Genomic DNA, 14,882 nt, shown 5'->3' on the forward strand with positions numbered 1-14,882 from the left:
CTGCAGCTACAGCCGGTGCTGAATGAGCGCCCTGATTTCGGCGATTCTGTCCTCATTCCGGCGATAGAATATCCACTGCTTGATGCGCTTGCTGCGCAAAAGCCCTGCCTGGGTGAGCACGCGCATATGCTCGCTGAGCGTAGCCTGGGTGATCCCCAGCCTCTCCGCGATCAGCAGCGCGCAGACGCCGTCCTCGACCAGATCGCCGTCCGTCTGCGGCGGAAAATGCGCGCGCGGGTCCTTGAGCCAATCGAGGATCTGGAGCCTGCGCTCGTTGGCAATCGCTTTGAAAACGTCGACCTCTTGCATTTAGGCACTTTGCCAAGTTACTAACTAATGTCAACTCTGGGAGTGAAAGCATGCTGCACGGCCACACGATCACACGCGAGCGCATTGCGGCGATAGAACCCCGCATCCGGCCCTTCGTGCGCCACACGCCGGTGCTGCGCGTCGACATGGCAGATTTCGGCCGCCCGCCTCTGCCTGTCGACCTGAAGCTTGAGTGCTTGCAGCATTCCGGCTCGTTCAAGGCGCGTGGTGCGTTCACCAATCTCCTCGAACGGCCGGTTCCTGCGGCCGGCGTCGTCGCCGCGTCGGGCGGCAATCACGGCGCCGCCGTCGCCTATGCCGCCATGCGGCTCGGCCACAAGGCGACCATCTTTGTTCCCGAAGTGAGCCCGCAGGCCAAGCTGGACCGCATCCGCGGCTACGGCGCCGAGCTGATCGTCGGCGGCGCCCGTTATGCCGAGGCGCTGGCCGCCAGCGAGAGCTTCGCCGAAAAATCCGGCGCGCTGCAGATCCACGCCTTCAACCAGGAGGAGACGCTGGTCGGGCAAGGCACGCTCGGCCTCGAGATCGAGGCCGACCTGCCGAAGCTCGACACCCTGCTGGTCGCCGTCGGCGGCGGCGGGCTGATCGGCGGCATGGCTGCCTGGTTTTCCGGCCGCATCAGGATAATCGCGGTCGAGCCGGAGGGTGCGCCGACGCTTCATCGCGCCTTCGAGGCGGGCCGACCCGTCGACGCGCCGGCTGAGGGCATCGCCGCCGATTCGCTCGCGCCAAAGCGTGTCGGCGAAATGATGTATCCTATCGCCGAGGCATTCGTCGAGCGCTCGATCCTGGTCGGCGACGACGACATTATCGCCGCCCAGGCGGCGCTGTGGGACCGCGTGCGAATCATCTCCGAGCCGGGCGGTGCGGCCGCCTTCGCGGCGCTCCTGTCCGGCCGCTACGCACCGGCTGCAGGCGAGCGCGTTGCCGTACTGGTCTGCGGCGCAAACGCCAATCCGGCGAAATTCTGACAATATCCGGGGCATTATTGTTCACGTTTTGGGGAACCGCCTCGCCTTCGCCGTGTTTGTTGGTATCCTTAGGACGATGTGCATCCGCTTGGACGCACGAAGTACGCGCTAGGATTTTAGGTCTTCGCATCGTGCTTCCCGAAAATCGACTTTTCGGGCCCATGCGATAGACTCGTGAGGCCTGGGCTATCCCGCCCGGCCAGGAAGGGCCGATGACACAACGACCCATTTTCACCAGCGATCGCAGTCTGGCCAGGCGCCTTGCCTTGAGCCGGCTGGGGACGCAGGTCTCGATAATCGTCGAACGCGGCTGGCCATTGCTCCTGCCACTGATCATCGTCGCCAGCCTGTTCCTCAGCATTTCGTGGCTCGGCCTGTTCCCATTTTTGCCCGATCTGGCGCGGATCGGTCTTATCACGGCATTCGGCGTCGCAGCGCTTGCCGCACTCTATCCACTGCGTTTCTTCCGCACGCCATCCAGAGCCGAGGTCGACCGCCGCATCGAGGCGGCGAACCGATTGCTGCACAGCCCGGTGCAGGTCCAGACCGATCGCCCGAGCGGCAAGGAAAGCATTTTTTCGCAAGCCCTGTGGCGCGAGCATCAGCGGCGGATGGCGGACCGGCTGGGCGAGCTTGGCGGCGACGTGCCGCGCACACGCGTGCCGGAACGCGACCCGTGGGCGCTGCGCGCCGTTGCCGCGCTTTTGTTGGTCACTGCCTTTGCCTTCTCCTTCGGGCCATCGGGCGGCAGGCTGAGCGACGGTTTTGTTGCCCGTGCCGCCCGCGACGTCGTGCCGCCGCGCATTGATGCCTGGGTGACGCCGCCGGCCTATACCGGCAGGCCGCCGGTATTCCTGAACGCCCCCGTCTTGGCCAACAACGCCACTCAAGCGTCGCCGACCTTCACGGTTCCGGAGGGCAGCGATGTGTCGCTGCGCGTCACCGGCGGTTCGGGCGAGGAAACGCTGAGCTACGCCGATACCGGCGGCAACACCCGCGCCATCGATCCGACCGGGCCGCAAGCCGCCAAGACTGAGGCAAGTCCGGCAACGCCTTCCACCGTGCGCCAGTTCAGCGGCAAGTTAACCGCCGACGGCACGCTGACGCTGCAGTCCAGCGACGGCGAGCTCGGCCGCTGGGCCTTCGCCATAATTCCCGACAAGCCGCCGCAGATCCGCTTTGTCGGCGAGCCGAAGCGCGCCGTCAACGGCGCCTTCGAACTCAACTACCAGATCGACGACGACTATGGCGCGGCCTCCGCCAAGGCGGTTTTCGCATTGGCCGATCCGCAAGTGCCCAACGCGCATCCGCTCTATGGCCCGCCGGAAATGCCGCTGACGTTGCCGCGCCGCGGCGGCAAGGCCAATGCCGCTAAGACGACGAAGGATCTGACCGACCATGTCTGGGCCGGTGGCAACGTCAAGCTCAGGCTTGTCGCCACCGACGGTGCCGGACACACGGCGACCAGCGAAACCAAGACGCTGGTGATGCCGGAGCGGCCATTCTCCAACCCGTTGGCGCGGGCTGTGGTCGAGCAGCGCCGCATGCTGGCGCTCGACGCCTATGCCAAGGACCGCGTGCTCGACCTGATGGATGCGATCACGCTCAGGCCCGAAGACACGTTCGACAACATGACGCACTATCTCGCCATCATGAGCGCCCGCACCCGGCTGAAGATGGCCGACAGCGACGACCAGTTGCGCGACGAGGTCGCTTACCTCTGGGAGATCGCGCTCGGCATCGAGGAAGGCAATCTTTCGGCGGCCGAGAAGCGGCTGCGTCAGGCGCAGCAGGCGCTGCAGGACGCGATCAAGAACGGCGCCAGCGACCAAGAGATCGAGAAGGCGATGAAGGAACTGCGCGAGGCGATGAATCAGTTCCTGCAGGAATTCGCGGCGCGGGCGCAGCAGAATCCGAATGCGCCACAGATGCAGCAGAACGGCCAGGAACTGCGCCAGAGCGACATCGACCGCATGATGGACCAGATCGAGAACCTGGCGAAATCCGGCAATCGCGACCAGGCGCAGCAATTGCTGTCGGAGCTGCAGGATATGATGAACAATCTGCAGGCAGGCCGCCAGCAACAGGGCGGTCAGCAGGACAGCGAGATGCGCCAGCAGATGGACAAGCTGGGCGAAATCATGCGGCGCCAGCAGGAGATGATGAACGACACTTTCCGCATGGACCAGATGCAGCGCGGCCAGCAACAGCGCGGGCAGAACCGCGACGAGCAGCTCGGCGAGAACAGTGAGCCAGGCCCGATGGGCGAAGAGGGCAAGCCCGGCCCAGGTGACGACCGCGATCCGCTCGGCCGGCCGAACCCGATGACGCCGCAGGAATTTGCTGACGCGCTGAAGCAATTGCAGGAAGGCCAGGGCAAGCTGCAGAGCGAGCTCGATCAATTGAGGAAGAGCCTCGAAGGCATGGGCCTCGACCCCAATGAGGGGTTTGGCGAGGCCGGCAAATCCATGGGCAATGCCGAACAGGCGCTCGGCGAGGGCGAAGGCGACCAGGCCGTCGGTCACCAGGGCCGCGCATTGGAAGCCTTGCGCAGGGGCGCCAAGGACATGATGAAGCAACTGCAGGCAATGCAAGGCGACCAGGGCGGCAACGGCCAGGGCGGACGCCAGCAGAATGCCGACCGTGACCCGCTCGGGCGGCCTCGCACCAGCGAGGGTCCCGATGACGGAAGTTCGGTGAGAGTGCCCGACGAGATCGACGTGCAGCGTGCCCGCCAGATCCTCGAAGCGATCCGCAAGCGGCTCGGCAACGCACTCAGCCCCGATATCGAGCGCAGCTATCTGGAGCGGTTGCTGGAGCTGAAGTAAGGCTGCCTGTATTCGGAAGATCGCCGCGCGCAGTCCGTGGTGGCCGCCAGCGCCGAGCTGAGTGGCATGCTTTAACGGTTGGTGAAAGCCTCGCGGATCGCCTCTTCCATGCCGTCGATTGCCTCGCCGGAAGCGTTCGCATTGCGCCGCAGCACCACGTTCGAGGAATCGATGTCGCCGAACCCGTCGGCGGCCGTAAGCTCGCGGCAGCCGGCCGGGATGTTGCTGCGCGAGATCGGCGCAATCGCCAATCCGGAGGTGACGGCGAGCCGCAGGCCGCCATTGGTATCGCTGGTGTAGGCGACACGATAAGCGAGACCGCGCTGTTCCAGCGACTTTATCGCGAAATCCTTGCACCAACCGGCACGGTTGTAGAGCGCGATCGGCACCGGCCGCTCCTCATGCATGTGATGCAGCTCCGACGTCACCCATACGGTTGGGTCATGCATCAGCACCTCACCGCCTGACAGATCCTGCCATTCGAACACCACCGCCAGATCGAGCTCGCCGGCGGCGAGCGCCGCGATCTGCGCACCGGAATGCGCGTAGCGGACGGTGATGTCGACCTGAGGATGGCGCTTGGCAAAGACGCCGAGTGCCCGCGACAGGATCGCGTGGCCATATTCCTCCGGGATACCGATGCGCACCGGCCCGCCAAGCGGCGCCGCGACCATCGATGCCGCCGTCTCGTCGAGCAGTGAAACGATACGCCTGGCGTTGGCGATGAGTTCGCCGCCGCGCTGCGTCAACGCTACACCGCGCGACCCGCGCTCGAACAGGCTGTCGCCGATCATGCCTTCGAGCCTCTTCATCTGCATCGAGACTGCCGACTGGGTGCGGCCGGCCCGCTCCGCCGCTTTGGTGAAATTGCCGGTGTCGGCGACCGCCACGAAGGTGCGCAACAGGTCGCTGTCGAGATTGGGTCGCATGTGCCCACCATAAGAAAATCTGATTGCTGGCATCATTCCAATTCGTTTGCAACATGCCAAACGGGGGACGATAGTCGCCTTACCCATTGGATATGCGGCCGCGAAATCGGCTGCGGACCAATCAAAAGTCCTCACTCGTACCCGCTGCCCGAAACGGTGGCGGGTTCTTTTTACCCGGATGCAGGCCTGCCTTCGGCCACGCACGCGGGAGACAGGAGCGCCTATGCAGAATCGGCTTGTGCTCGGCATCTTCAGCCTCTGTCTCGGCGTGCTGGTCTTTTCGCTGCAGGACCCGCTGGTCAAGGCGGTGTCGAGCCACTATCCGGTCACCGAGGTGATGGCGATCCGCTCGATCGTCGCCCTGCCGATCCTGGTTTTCCTCGTCCACGCCGATGTCGGATTGCAGGCGATCCTGTCGAAGCGGTTCGGCATGCTGACGATGCGCGCCTTCATCCAGTTCACCTCCTACACGGCCTACTATCTGGCAATCGCCGCCCTGCCGCTGACTGACGCGGTGGCGCTCTATTTCATGGCGCCGCTGTTCATCATGGCGCTGGCCGGCCCCTATCTCGGCGAACGCGTGTCCTGGCAGGCGCTCGCCACCGTCCTGGTCGGCATGCTCGGCGTGCTGGTCATGGTGCGCCCGGGCGCCGGCTTGTTCGACTGGGCAGCGCTGCTGTCGCTAGGTTCGGCTCTGCTCTACGGTTTCTCGCAGCTGATGGCACGCAAGATCGGCGACACCGAATCCTCGACTGTCATGGCGTTCTATCAGAACGGCGCCTATCTGGTCGGCGCCGCCTTGGTGGCGGCATTGTTTTGGCTGGCAGGCATTGACCACGCCGTGCATCCGAGCCTCGAATTCCTCGTCCGGCCATGGGTCTGGCCGGCGACGCCGGACCTCCTCAAGATGGGGGCATGCGGCTTCGTTGCCTCGGCCGGCATGATCCTGTTGTCGCAGGCCTACCGGCTGGCGCCCGCCAACAGCGTCGCCACCTTCGAATACACCGGTATCATCTGGTCGCCGCTATGGGGTTTTCTGTTCTTTGCCGAGGTGCCGCGACCAGCGACGGCGGCCGGCGCAGCCCTCATCATCGGCGCCGGGCTTTTTGCGCTCAATGCCGGCCGGCGCCGGAGCGGCGCGCCAGCCAATACGGCGACCTGCGACCCTGCCTGAAGGCGGTCGGCCTTGGGCTTAGGCGAAGCAGGCGAGCGCCTGTTCGACGCGGGCGCGGATTTCAGCCAGCGTGAACGGCTTTTGCACGACGTCGAGAATAATGCCGTCCAATTCCTCGGCGCGCTCGCGCTGGTCGGCATAGCCGGTCATCAGCATGATCTTCATCGCCGGGAACAGCGCTGCTGCCGCCTTGGCCATCTCGATGCCGTCCATCTCCGGCATGCGGATGTCGGACAGCACAAGGTCATAGCTCCCTTGCGCCGCCCGGATCAGAGAAAGGCCATGTGCGCCGTCCGCGGCGACAGTGACATTATGCCCGGCGCGCTCGAGCGCGCGAGCGGCGAGAGTGCGGACGGATTCATCGTCCTCGACGATCAGGAGCTTTGCCATGGGCAAGATATTTGGCGAGGAAAAGTTGATGTTTCCTGAAAGCCAGGAAGGCCATGAGGCCTTTTCAGAATTCGCTCCGCCGAGTCATATGACGTGGTTTTCGAGACCCGGAGCGGACGTTCGAGTCCGTGAGCACCGGAAGCGCAGAAAACCGCGTCAGATGACCGCCGGAGTAGAATTTTCAAAAGGCCTCAGGCGTCGCCCTTGACGATGCCGACGAACGGCAATTCGCGAAACGCGTGGGCGACGTCCATGCCATAACCGACGACGAAATAATCGGGGCAGTCAAAGCCGACATAGTCGGCGTTGAGCGTGGTCTGGCGGCGCATGCGCTTGTCGAGCAGCACGGCGATGGCACAGCTCCTTGCGCCGCGCGACAGCATGAGGTCGCGGGTGAAACTCAGCGTCTTGCCGGATTCCAGAATGTCGTCGATCAAAAGCACATCGCGACCGGCGACCTCGTTGTCGATGTCGCGCAGCACCCTCACCTCACCGCTGGTCGTGCCGGCGCCATAGCTGGAGATGAAGATGAACTCGACCTCCGGCGACAGGCCGACATCGTGCATGGCACGGATAAGATCGGCGGCGAAGATGAACGATCCCTTCAGCACCGAGATTACCAGAAGGTCGTGGTAGTCGTGCCCGGCGATCTCCTTGGCAAGTTCCAGGTTCCGCCGCGCGATGGCGGACGCCGAAAACAGGACTTCGATGTCCTTGCCGCGCACAACTGGCATTGGCTGCCCTTCCAGAATGATCGCCTTTGTAGGCGAAGCCGACCGAAACGGTCTTCAACCCGTTTCTAGGCATGTCGTGCCGTCTGGCAAGGCCAAATCTTTCGCAGGGCACCCGCGAACGGTCGGATGTCCCACCGTCGCGAATCGTTTATCTGGTGACCTGTTGATTTTCTGGCGCCGCTCTAACGAACCAGCGCATGGCCGCCCGAAATCCAGAAGGCGGCAAAGACGGCACCGACGCCGACAATCCAGAAGATCGGCCCACCATGCACCCACAACGGCCGTTCGACGGCGGTTTCGGGCTTGCGCAACATGTCCATGCCTTCGATCGAAGGCATGGAAATCATGCGCGCAGGCGGCGGCGCAAAGTCTTGACGTGTAAAATGGCGGGGCAGCACCTCATAGTCGGCATCGATGCCTCGGCGGTCACGTCGCGCATGATGCGTTCCGGCTCGGCGGCCGGATCGGTCATGATTTCGCCGGAAACCGGGCGCGCGGTTCGATCCTCAGCCATCATGGCCCAACACTACCGCACCTGTTCGCTGTTCGTTTCTTTTGGGTAAACGGAAATGGTTAACGCTTCCCCACCGGAACCCCTGTGACTCGCTCGAAAAGCCCCCAAATTAACCGTCGGTTAACCATGCCGGCCGATGGTCTTTCCACAGAAAGGGCTGGCATCTTGCCGCCGAGAATTTCAGGTCGTCGAAAGTGATCCGCTTCGAAAATGTCGGCCTCCGCTATGGCATGGGTCCGGAGATTCTCCGCGACATCTCCTTGCACATTCCGGAGCGCTCCTTTCAGTTCCTGAGCGGACCTTCAGGCGCCGGCAAGACGACGTTGCTGCGGCTTTTGTTCATGTCGCTGAAGCCGACGCGCGGCCTGATCACCATTTTCGGCAAGGACCGCTCGCGCATCTCGCGCACCGAATTGCCGCATCTGAGACGTCGCATCGGCGTGGTGTTCCAGGATTTTCGCCTGCTCGACCATATGACCACCTACGAGAACGTGGCATTGCCGCTGCGCGTGCGCGGCCGCGAGGAGGCGACCTATCGCACTGACGTCACCGAGCTGCTGAAATGGGTCGGCCTCGGCGAGCGCATGCATGTGCTGCCACCGGTGCTGTCTGGCGGCGAGAAGCAGCGCGCCGCCATTGCCCGGGCGTTGATCGAGCAGCCCGAGATCCTGCTCGCCGACGAGCCGACCGGCAATGTCGACCCGCCGCTGGCGCGACGCTTGCTGCGGTTGTTCATCGAGCTCAACCGGCTGGGCACCGCCGTGGTGATCGCCACACACGACCTCGGCCTGATGGAACAGGTCGACGCACGGCGAATGATCCTGGCCGGCGGAAGGCTGGACATCTATGACTGAGCTCTCCGTCGAACATTTCGAGGGTCAGGACGCCGCGGCGGCAAAGCCCCGCGTCCAGCGCAAAATGGCGCCGATCGTGCCGGCGCAGAACATCGCCGGCCGGGCGCTGGTGCTGGTCATTGCCATCATGACGTTTCTGTCCTGTCTGACGTTTGGCGCAGTCACGCTGGTGCGTGACACCGCCTCCGTCTGGGAGAACCAGATCTCGCGCGAAGCGACCATCCAGATCAAGCCGGTCGACGGCCTCGACATGGAGGCCGCACTTGCGCTGGCCTCGCAGATCGCCGGCGAATTCCCTGGCGTGAAAAGCGCCAGGATCATCGATCGCGAAGCAACGGCCCGACTGCTCGAGCCTTGGCTAGGCTCGGGCCTGAACATCGATGAGCTGCCGGTGCCGCGCTTGATCATCATCACCATCGACGAGAATAGTCCGCCCGATTTCACCGCACTGCGCGCGGCAATCACGCCGAAGCTGCCGAGCGCCTCGCTCGACGATCATCGCACCTGGGTCGACCGGCTGGTTGCCATGGCCCGCACCACGGTAACGATCGGTATCGCAGTGTTGGCGCTGATGCTGTCGGCGACGGTGCTGACCGTTGTATTCGCGACGCGCGGCGCCATGGCCGGCAATGGCCACATCATCGAGGTGCTGCATTTCGTCGGCGCCGAGGCGCGCTTCATCGCGCGCGAATTCCGCCGGCATTTTCTGGTCACCGGCATGAAGGGCGCCGCGGCAGGCGGCGCCGCGGCGATCCTGGTCTTCATCGTCTTCTCCTGGTGGTCGTCACGCAACATGGCAACGCCGCAGGCCGACCAGGCGACCGCCCTGTTCGGCAATTTCGCCATCGGCTCGGCGGGTTATCTCGGGGTCGCTGTCATGGTGCTGGTGATCGGCGCGCTGACGGCGGCAACTTCCCATTTTACCGTGGTTACCTATCTCAGCGACATCGACATTCGCCAGCCGGACGCCGGCTAAAGGAAAGATCGATCACGGATGAAAACGCATCGTCACGAAAATTGCATTTTTTTCCTACCAAAGGCCGTATTTCGGGATTAACCATTTCATGATGGACGTTCGGGACTCGACCGATACCGCTGGATGCATGCCAGTGCTGGTTGCGCGCCCGCCTGTATTCGCCGAGCCTGATGAATTTGCCAAGCCGGATCAGTTTGCCAAACATGGGCGGCTGCTGGCAGGGCGCTCCTTGCGCATCTCGGCTCTCCTTCTGCTGGCCTTTATGGCGCTGTTTGTCGCCGGCTTCGGCTGGTTCGCCAATACCGTCAGCCGCCTGACTACGCCCGCCAATCCGGCAAGGGCCGACGCTATCATCGTGCTGACCGGCGGCCAATCGCGCCTCGACGCTGCGATGGGCCTGCTTGCCTTAGGCAAGGGCGAGCGGCTGCTGATCAGCGGCGTCCATCCCTCCGCCAGCCGCCGCCAGCTTCAGGCCGCGACCGGCGGCGACAAGAGGCTGTTTTCCTGCTGCGTCGACATCGACCGCGCCGCGCTCGACACGATCGGCAATGCCGAGGAAAGTGCCAAATGGGTCGAGGACCATGCCTACGGCACCGTCATTCTCGTCACCAATAATTATCATATGCCGCGTAGCCTGCTGGAAATGGGCCGGCTGCTGCACGGCGCAAGGCTCGAGCCCTATCCGGTGGTCAACACCAACCTCGAGAATGGCGGCTGGCTGACCAAGCCGGAAGCGCTGCGCGTGCTGTTCACCGAATACAACAAATACCTGCTGGCGCTGGCGCGCGGCATCATGCCGGTGAAGCAAGCCGAGAGCGTCGCGCTGGCCGACGCCGCAGGCGGAAGCTGAACGGCACCGGCACTTTTATTCCCTGGCTCTTATTCCCTGGCTGCTGCATCCGATCGCAAGCGTGCGATCTCCTGTTCGAGCCGTTCGATGCGCTTGTCGCGTTCGCCCAGCGCCGCCGCCACGTCGGCCGCTTCGAAACGCTGCGGGATGTGCTGCGAGCAATTTGAATCCCAAGCCGAAACCGTAAACAGGATGACCTGCTCGGGTCGCGCCTTATAGTCTTGCGGCATCAGCTTTGCCGTCAGCTCGGCATCGCCCTCGACGACTTGCGCTTTGCCCCAGATCTTGATGCGCTGCCGGTGCGCATAATCGATCAGGAATAGGAAAGCCTGTGGGTTGTCGCTGAGGTTGCCCTGGGTGATGAACTGCCTGTTGCCGGAAAAATCGGCAAAGCCGATCGTCCGTTCGTCGAGCACCGTGAGGAAACCGGCAGGCCCGCCGCGATGCTGGATGTAAGGCTGCCCGTCGGCATTGGCGGTCGACAGAAAGACGCTGGTCTGCGCCTCGATGAAGGCGGCGAGATCGGGCGTAATTGCCGCCTGCCAGCCGCCACGCTTCTCGACACGGGCATAGGCCTGGCGCGAGCCCTTGCGCGCCTGAATCGCCTTCACCGTCGGGGTGAAAGCAACATCGCTGGTGTGAGCGTTCATGGAAGCCTCCTCAAGCGCCGAGCTGCGCTGCATTGCTAGTCAGGAAAATACGTCCTTCCATCTTCGAGATGCAGATGCCATATCTGCAATCCATCCTTCCGTTTTCCGGAAGGGCAAATTTTCGGGAGAGCTATGGATCGCCTCCAGTCCATGTCGCTTTTCGTTGCCGCGGCGGAGACAGGCAGCCTCTCGGCTGCCGGGCGCCGCTTCGGCATTCCGCTGACGACGGTCAGCCGCAAGGTTTCGGACCTGGAAAAGCACCTGAAGACACGGCTGTTGAACCGCTCGGCGCGGCAGCTGTCGCTGACCGATGCAGGCCACGCCTATCTCGCCGCCTGTCGTCGCATTCTCGATGAGGTCGGCGAGGCCGAGCGAATAGCCGCCGGCGAATACAGCGCCCCGACCGGCGAACTGATCGTCACTGCGCCGATCGTCTTCGGCCGCCTGCATGTGCTGCCGGTCGTCACCGGCTTCCTCTCCGTCTATCCTGAGGTAGGTGTGCGGCTGACACTCGCCGACCGGATAACCCAGTTGGTCGAAGAGCACATCGACCTCGCCATCCGCATCGGCGAGCTTGCCGATTCGAACCTGATCGCCACCCGCCTGGGTTCAATCCGCCGCGTCGCTTGCGCGAGCCCGGCCTATCTCGCCGAGCACGGCACACCGAAAACGCCGCAGGAGCTTGCAGCACACAGTGCCATCACCTTCGAAGGGCTCACCGCCGCAGCCTGGAGCTTCGCCACCGGCAAGACCGAATTCAGCGTGCCGATCCGCTCCCGGCTGCGGGTCAACACCGCTGAGGCGGCAATCGATGCGGCGATTGCCGGCGTCGGCGTGACGAGGCTGCTTTCCTATCAGATTGCCGCCGCAGTCCGGTCGGGTACGCTGCGCCCGGTGCTGCAAGAGTTTGAGCCAGACCCATGGCCGGTGAGCCTCGTCCATGCCGGCCAGGGGCTACTGCCGGTGAAGCTGCGCGCATTCCTCGACTTCGCCGCCCCGCGCCTGAGACAGCGCCTGCTGCAGGCCGCGTGGGAAACGTGACGAAGACGGCCCTCGCAAGGCCGGGCCGATCGCCCGCCTCGCAGCGTTTCCTTTTTGCAGGCGCTTGGTGTAACCAACGCACACCTCCTCACCGGGCACTTGCTGTATGCTGTATTTCCGCTCGCTGGCGTTCAATCTCGCCTTCTACCTCAATTTGATCGTCCAGATGATCCTCTGGACCCCGTATTATTTCCTGTCGCCACGCCATCGCGCCTGGTTCGTGCCGAAATTCTGGTCGCGCACCAGCATGTGGCTCTACGACAAGATCGCCGGCACCAGAAGTGAGATCACCGGCCGGGAAAACCTGCCTGGCGGCTCCTTTATCCTGGCGCCGAAGCACCAGTCCTTCTGGGACACGATCGCTTTCCTGCCTTATCTCGACGATCCCGTTTACATATTGAAACGGGAGCTGACCTGGATCCCGTTCTTCGGCTGGTACATTTTGAAGATGCGGATGATTCCGGTCGACCGCGGCAGCCGCTCGAAGGCATTGAAGACGGTGATCGCCGCGACCAAACAGGAATTGGCGCGCAATCCGCGCCAGCTGATCATCTACCCCGAGGGCACCCGCCGGGCGCCGGGCGACGAACCGGTCTACAAATACGGCATCGTCGAACTTTATGCCCAGCTTGGCATTCCGGTGGTGCCGGTCGCCCACGTTGCCGGTCTCTATTGGCCGCGCCGCAAATTCCTGCGCTATCCCGGCACGATCAAGGCGCGCTTCCTGCCACCGATCCCGCCCGGCCTCGGCAAGGACGAATTCATGCAACGGCTGATCGGCGAGACGGAAGCCGCCTGCGACCAGCTTCTCGTCGAGGCGGCACAGACGCCGAACCCGCCGCCGATGCCGCCGACGGCAATGAAACGGCTTGGTGAGCTCGATGCGAAACCTGAATTGAAAGGCTGAGACACCTGCCGCGCATGCCGGAAAGGCTCACGGCAAGGCAGCCAGGGCGGCTGTTGCAACCAGCGTCACGGCAAACACCAGATTGATGATCCGCGACGCCAGCGGTTTGCGCAGCAAATGTGCAAAAGCCGCGCCGGCGAGAAGCCACAAGAGATGAATGGCAGCAATCATCAAGGCGAGGACCGCCAGCTTGGCTGAAATAGCAAGACCGCCGGCGCCAGGAGACGCGCCGGCGAACACGGCGGCAATCGCCACATAGGCTTTCGGATTGGCAACGGCCAGAAGGAACCCGCCCAGGAAAGTGGGAGGTGCCGCCCCACCAATGCGTGCCGCCAGCGGCGGCGCCGTCGCTATCTTGAACGCCAGATAGAGGATGTAGGCTGCTGACGCGACCGCCAACAGCGCTGCGAGCTTCGGCAGCGCGGTGAGAACGGCCATGATGCCCGTCGCCACCACCAAAAGCACGAGAACCGTCCCGACAACGATTCCCGAGGCATAGCGCACCGAACCGCGCAGGCCGAACGCGGCGCCGATCGCGGTGACGCTTATCGTCGCCGGCCCCGGGCTGCCCATGACGATGGCCGACACCAACACAAGCGCCAGCAATCGCTGCCATAGCTGCTGATCGAGAAGACCCTGTCCGGCCATGCGGCGCTGCATCCTGTGACGAGGCAGGGACGGTAGGGCAAGGCAGCGGCGCCGGTCTTGAACGATCGTGCGCGGCTACGCGCTGGCCTTGTCGAGCTCGGCGATATCGTCCGGGCTGAGCTGCAACGACGCGGCACGCACCAGGCTGTCGAGCTGGTCGAGCGTCGTCGCGCTGGCGATCGGGGCGGTGACGCCGGGCCGCGCCATGACCCAGGCAAGCGCCACTTCCGCCGGCTTGGCCGAATGTCTGGCCGACACCGCGTCGAGCGCTGAGAGAATGCGCATGCCGCGGGTGTTGAGATAGCCTTTCACACCGCCACCGCGCGGACTTTTGCCGAGGTCGGCCTCGCTGCGGTACTTGCCGCTCAGAAACCCCTTGGCGAGGCTGAAATAGGTGATGACGCCGATGTCCTCGGCCGCGCAGAGATCGCGCAGCGGACCATCGAAGGACGAGCGGTCGTAGAGGTTGTATTCCGGCTGCAGCACCTCGTAGCGCGGCAGGCCGCGCAGGCTTGCTACGTCAAGTGCGGCCCGCAACTGGGCGGCGTCGAGGTTGGAAGCGCCGGCATAACGGATTTTGCCCTTGTCGAGCAGTTTCTGGTAAGCGCCGAGCGTTTCCTCATAAGGGGTCGCCAGGTCGGGCCAGTGCGACAGATAGAGATCGACGCTATCGACCTGCAGCCTCTTCAGCGAAGCATCGATGGCCTTTTCGATATAGGCGGCGGACAGGTCCCTCTTGCCCTGTCCCATATCCGAACCGACCTTGGTGATAACGACAACCTTGTCGCGGTTGCCGCGGCTTTTCATCCATTTGCCGATGATGGTTTCGGATTCGCCGCCCTGGTGGCCGGCAATCCAGCGCGAATAGGAATCGGCCGTGTCGATGGCGTTGAGGCCAGCGTCGACAAAGCGGTCGAGCAGGTCGAACGAGGTTTTCTCATCGGCGGTCCAGCCGAACACATTGCCGCCCAGAACCAATGGCGCGATGGATAGGTCGGTGCGACCGAGACGACGTTTCTGCAAGGCTGATCTCCATGGTGATTCATGCTGGGGCGGATGGGAGCCGCCGACCGGGCTAACCTATGT

The 14,882-nt window shown here is 63.7% G+C and carries 17 protein-coding genes; 8 read left to right on the forward strand and 9 right to left on the reverse strand.

Features of this window, described 5'->3' with window-relative positions; all coding sequences use genetic code 11:
- Nucleotides 1–6 precede the first annotated feature (6 nt).
- On the reverse strand, nt 7–309 hold the full coding sequence (locus NKI08_RS07185; protein WP_352489424.1) for an ArsR/SmtB family transcription factor: 303 nt from the start codon (nt 307–309) through the stop codon (nt 7–9).
- A 50-nt stretch (nt 310–359) separates the two neighbouring features.
- Between NKI08_RS07185 and NKI08_RS07190 the strand changes: the two genes are divergently transcribed.
- Together NKI08_RS07190 and NKI08_RS07195 are read left to right on the forward strand one after the other, a co-directional pair.
- The gene (locus NKI08_RS07190) at nt 360–1,301 is read left to right on the forward strand and encodes a threonine/serine dehydratase (RefSeq protein WP_352768064.1); all 942 of its coding nucleotides are present in this window, start codon (nt 360–362) and stop codon (nt 1,299–1,301) included.
- Nucleotides 1,302–1,513: 212 nt separating this feature from the next.
- A complete protein-coding gene (locus NKI08_RS07195; RefSeq protein WP_352768067.1) occupies nt 1,514–4,129 on the forward strand; it encodes a TIGR02302 family protein in 2,616 nt (871 codons plus the stop codon).
- Between the two features lie 71 nt (nt 4,130–4,200).
- Here the strand turns inward: NKI08_RS07195 and NKI08_RS07200 are convergent, their stop codons facing one another.
- Nucleotides 4,201–5,058 (reverse strand): LysR substrate-binding domain-containing protein, encoded by an 858-nt coding sequence (locus NKI08_RS07200; RefSeq protein ID WP_352471415.1) that lies wholly within the window; start codon nt 5,056–5,058, stop codon nt 4,201–4,203.
- A 223-nt stretch (nt 5,059–5,281) separates the two neighbouring features.
- Between NKI08_RS07200 and NKI08_RS07205 the strand changes: the two genes are divergently transcribed.
- Entirely contained in the window at nt 5,282–6,232 is a 951-nt protein-coding gene (locus tag NKI08_RS07205) for a DMT family transporter (RefSeq protein ID WP_352768070.1), read from the forward strand.
- 18 nt (nt 6,233–6,250) lie between these two features.
- Here NKI08_RS07205 and NKI08_RS07210 read toward each other — a convergent pair whose 3' ends face one another.
- From NKI08_RS07210 to NKI08_RS07225, 4 genes are all read right to left on the reverse strand, one after another.
- Nucleotides 6,251–6,622, reverse strand: coding sequence for a response regulator (locus tag NKI08_RS07210; protein ID WP_352691048.1), 372 nt, complete (start codon nt 6,620–6,622; stop codon nt 6,251–6,253).
- A gap of 191 nt (nt 6,623–6,813) precedes the next feature.
- Complete coding sequence (hpt, locus tag NKI08_RS07215; protein ID WP_254816654.1) at nt 6,814–7,356, reverse strand: hypoxanthine phosphoribosyltransferase; 543 nt, start codon at nt 7,354–7,356, stop codon at nt 6,814–6,816.
- Between the two features lie 182 nt (nt 7,357–7,538).
- A complete protein-coding gene (locus NKI08_RS07220; protein WP_352768074.1) occupies nt 7,539–7,694 on the reverse strand; it encodes a hypothetical protein in 156 nt (51 codons plus the stop codon).
- 5 nt (nt 7,695–7,699) lie between these two features.
- A complete protein-coding gene (locus tag NKI08_RS07225) occupies nt 7,700–7,828 on the reverse strand; it encodes a hypothetical protein (protein WP_352768077.1) in 129 nt (42 codons plus the stop codon).
- Nucleotides 7,829–8,064: 236 nt separating this feature from the next.
- Here NKI08_RS07225 and ftsE point away from each other — a divergent pair, with 236 nt between their 5' ends.
- The 3 genes from ftsE to NKI08_RS07240 all read left to right on the forward strand — a co-directional run bounded on the left by ftsE (nt 8,065) and on the right by NKI08_RS07240 (nt 10,550).
- Nucleotides 8,065–8,724, forward strand: a complete 660-nt coding sequence (gene ftsE / locus NKI08_RS07230) for a cell division ATP-binding protein FtsE (RefSeq protein WP_023677923.1) — start codon at nt 8,065–8,067, stop codon at nt 8,722–8,724.
- A complete protein-coding gene (locus NKI08_RS07235; protein WP_352768080.1) occupies nt 8,717–9,700 on the forward strand; it encodes a cell division protein FtsX in 984 nt (327 codons plus the stop codon). Before ftsE ends, NKI08_RS07235 begins: the two co-directional genes overlap by 8 nt.
- 262 nt (nt 9,701–9,962) lie before the next feature.
- On the forward strand, nt 9,963–10,550 hold the full coding sequence (locus tag NKI08_RS07240; protein ID WP_502899572.1) for a YdcF family protein: 588 nt from the start codon (nt 9,963–9,965) through the stop codon (nt 10,548–10,550).
- 29 nt (nt 10,551–10,579) lie between these two features.
- Here NKI08_RS07240 and NKI08_RS07245 read toward each other — a convergent pair whose 3' ends face one another.
- Entirely contained in the window at nt 10,580–11,200 is a 621-nt protein-coding gene (locus NKI08_RS07245; RefSeq protein WP_352768087.1) for a pyridoxamine 5'-phosphate oxidase family protein, read from the reverse strand.
- A 132-nt stretch (nt 11,201–11,332) separates the two neighbouring features.
- Here NKI08_RS07245 and NKI08_RS07250 point away from each other — a divergent pair, with 132 nt between their 5' ends.
- Both NKI08_RS07250 and NKI08_RS07255 read left to right on the forward strand, forming a co-directional pair.
- Nucleotides 11,333–12,241: a LysR family transcriptional regulator gene (locus NKI08_RS07250; RefSeq protein WP_352768090.1), complete on the forward strand. Its 909-nt coding sequence runs from the start codon at nt 11,333–11,335 to the stop codon at nt 12,239–12,241.
- Between the two features lie 106 nt (nt 12,242–12,347).
- Nucleotides 12,348–13,148: a lysophospholipid acyltransferase family protein gene (locus tag NKI08_RS07255; RefSeq protein ID WP_352540198.1), complete on the forward strand. Its 801-nt coding sequence runs from the start codon at nt 12,348–12,350 to the stop codon at nt 13,146–13,148.
- A gap of 27 nt (nt 13,149–13,175) precedes the next feature.
- Here NKI08_RS07255 and NKI08_RS07260 read toward each other — a convergent pair whose 3' ends face one another.
- Nucleotides 13,176–13,796, reverse strand: coding sequence for a LysE family translocator (locus NKI08_RS07260; protein ID WP_352768094.1), 621 nt, complete (start codon nt 13,794–13,796; stop codon nt 13,176–13,178).
- A gap of 75 nt (nt 13,797–13,871) precedes the next feature.
- A complete protein-coding gene (locus tag NKI08_RS07265) occupies nt 13,872–14,819 on the reverse strand; it encodes an aldo/keto reductase (RefSeq protein ID WP_352768097.1) in 948 nt (315 codons plus the stop codon).
- Nucleotides 14,820–14,882 lie beyond the last annotated feature (63 nt).

The sequence above is a fragment of the Mesorhizobium sp. M0768 genome (assembly GCF_040320195.1).
GTDB lineage: Bacteria > Pseudomonadota > Alphaproteobacteria > Rhizobiales > Rhizobiaceae > Mesorhizobium.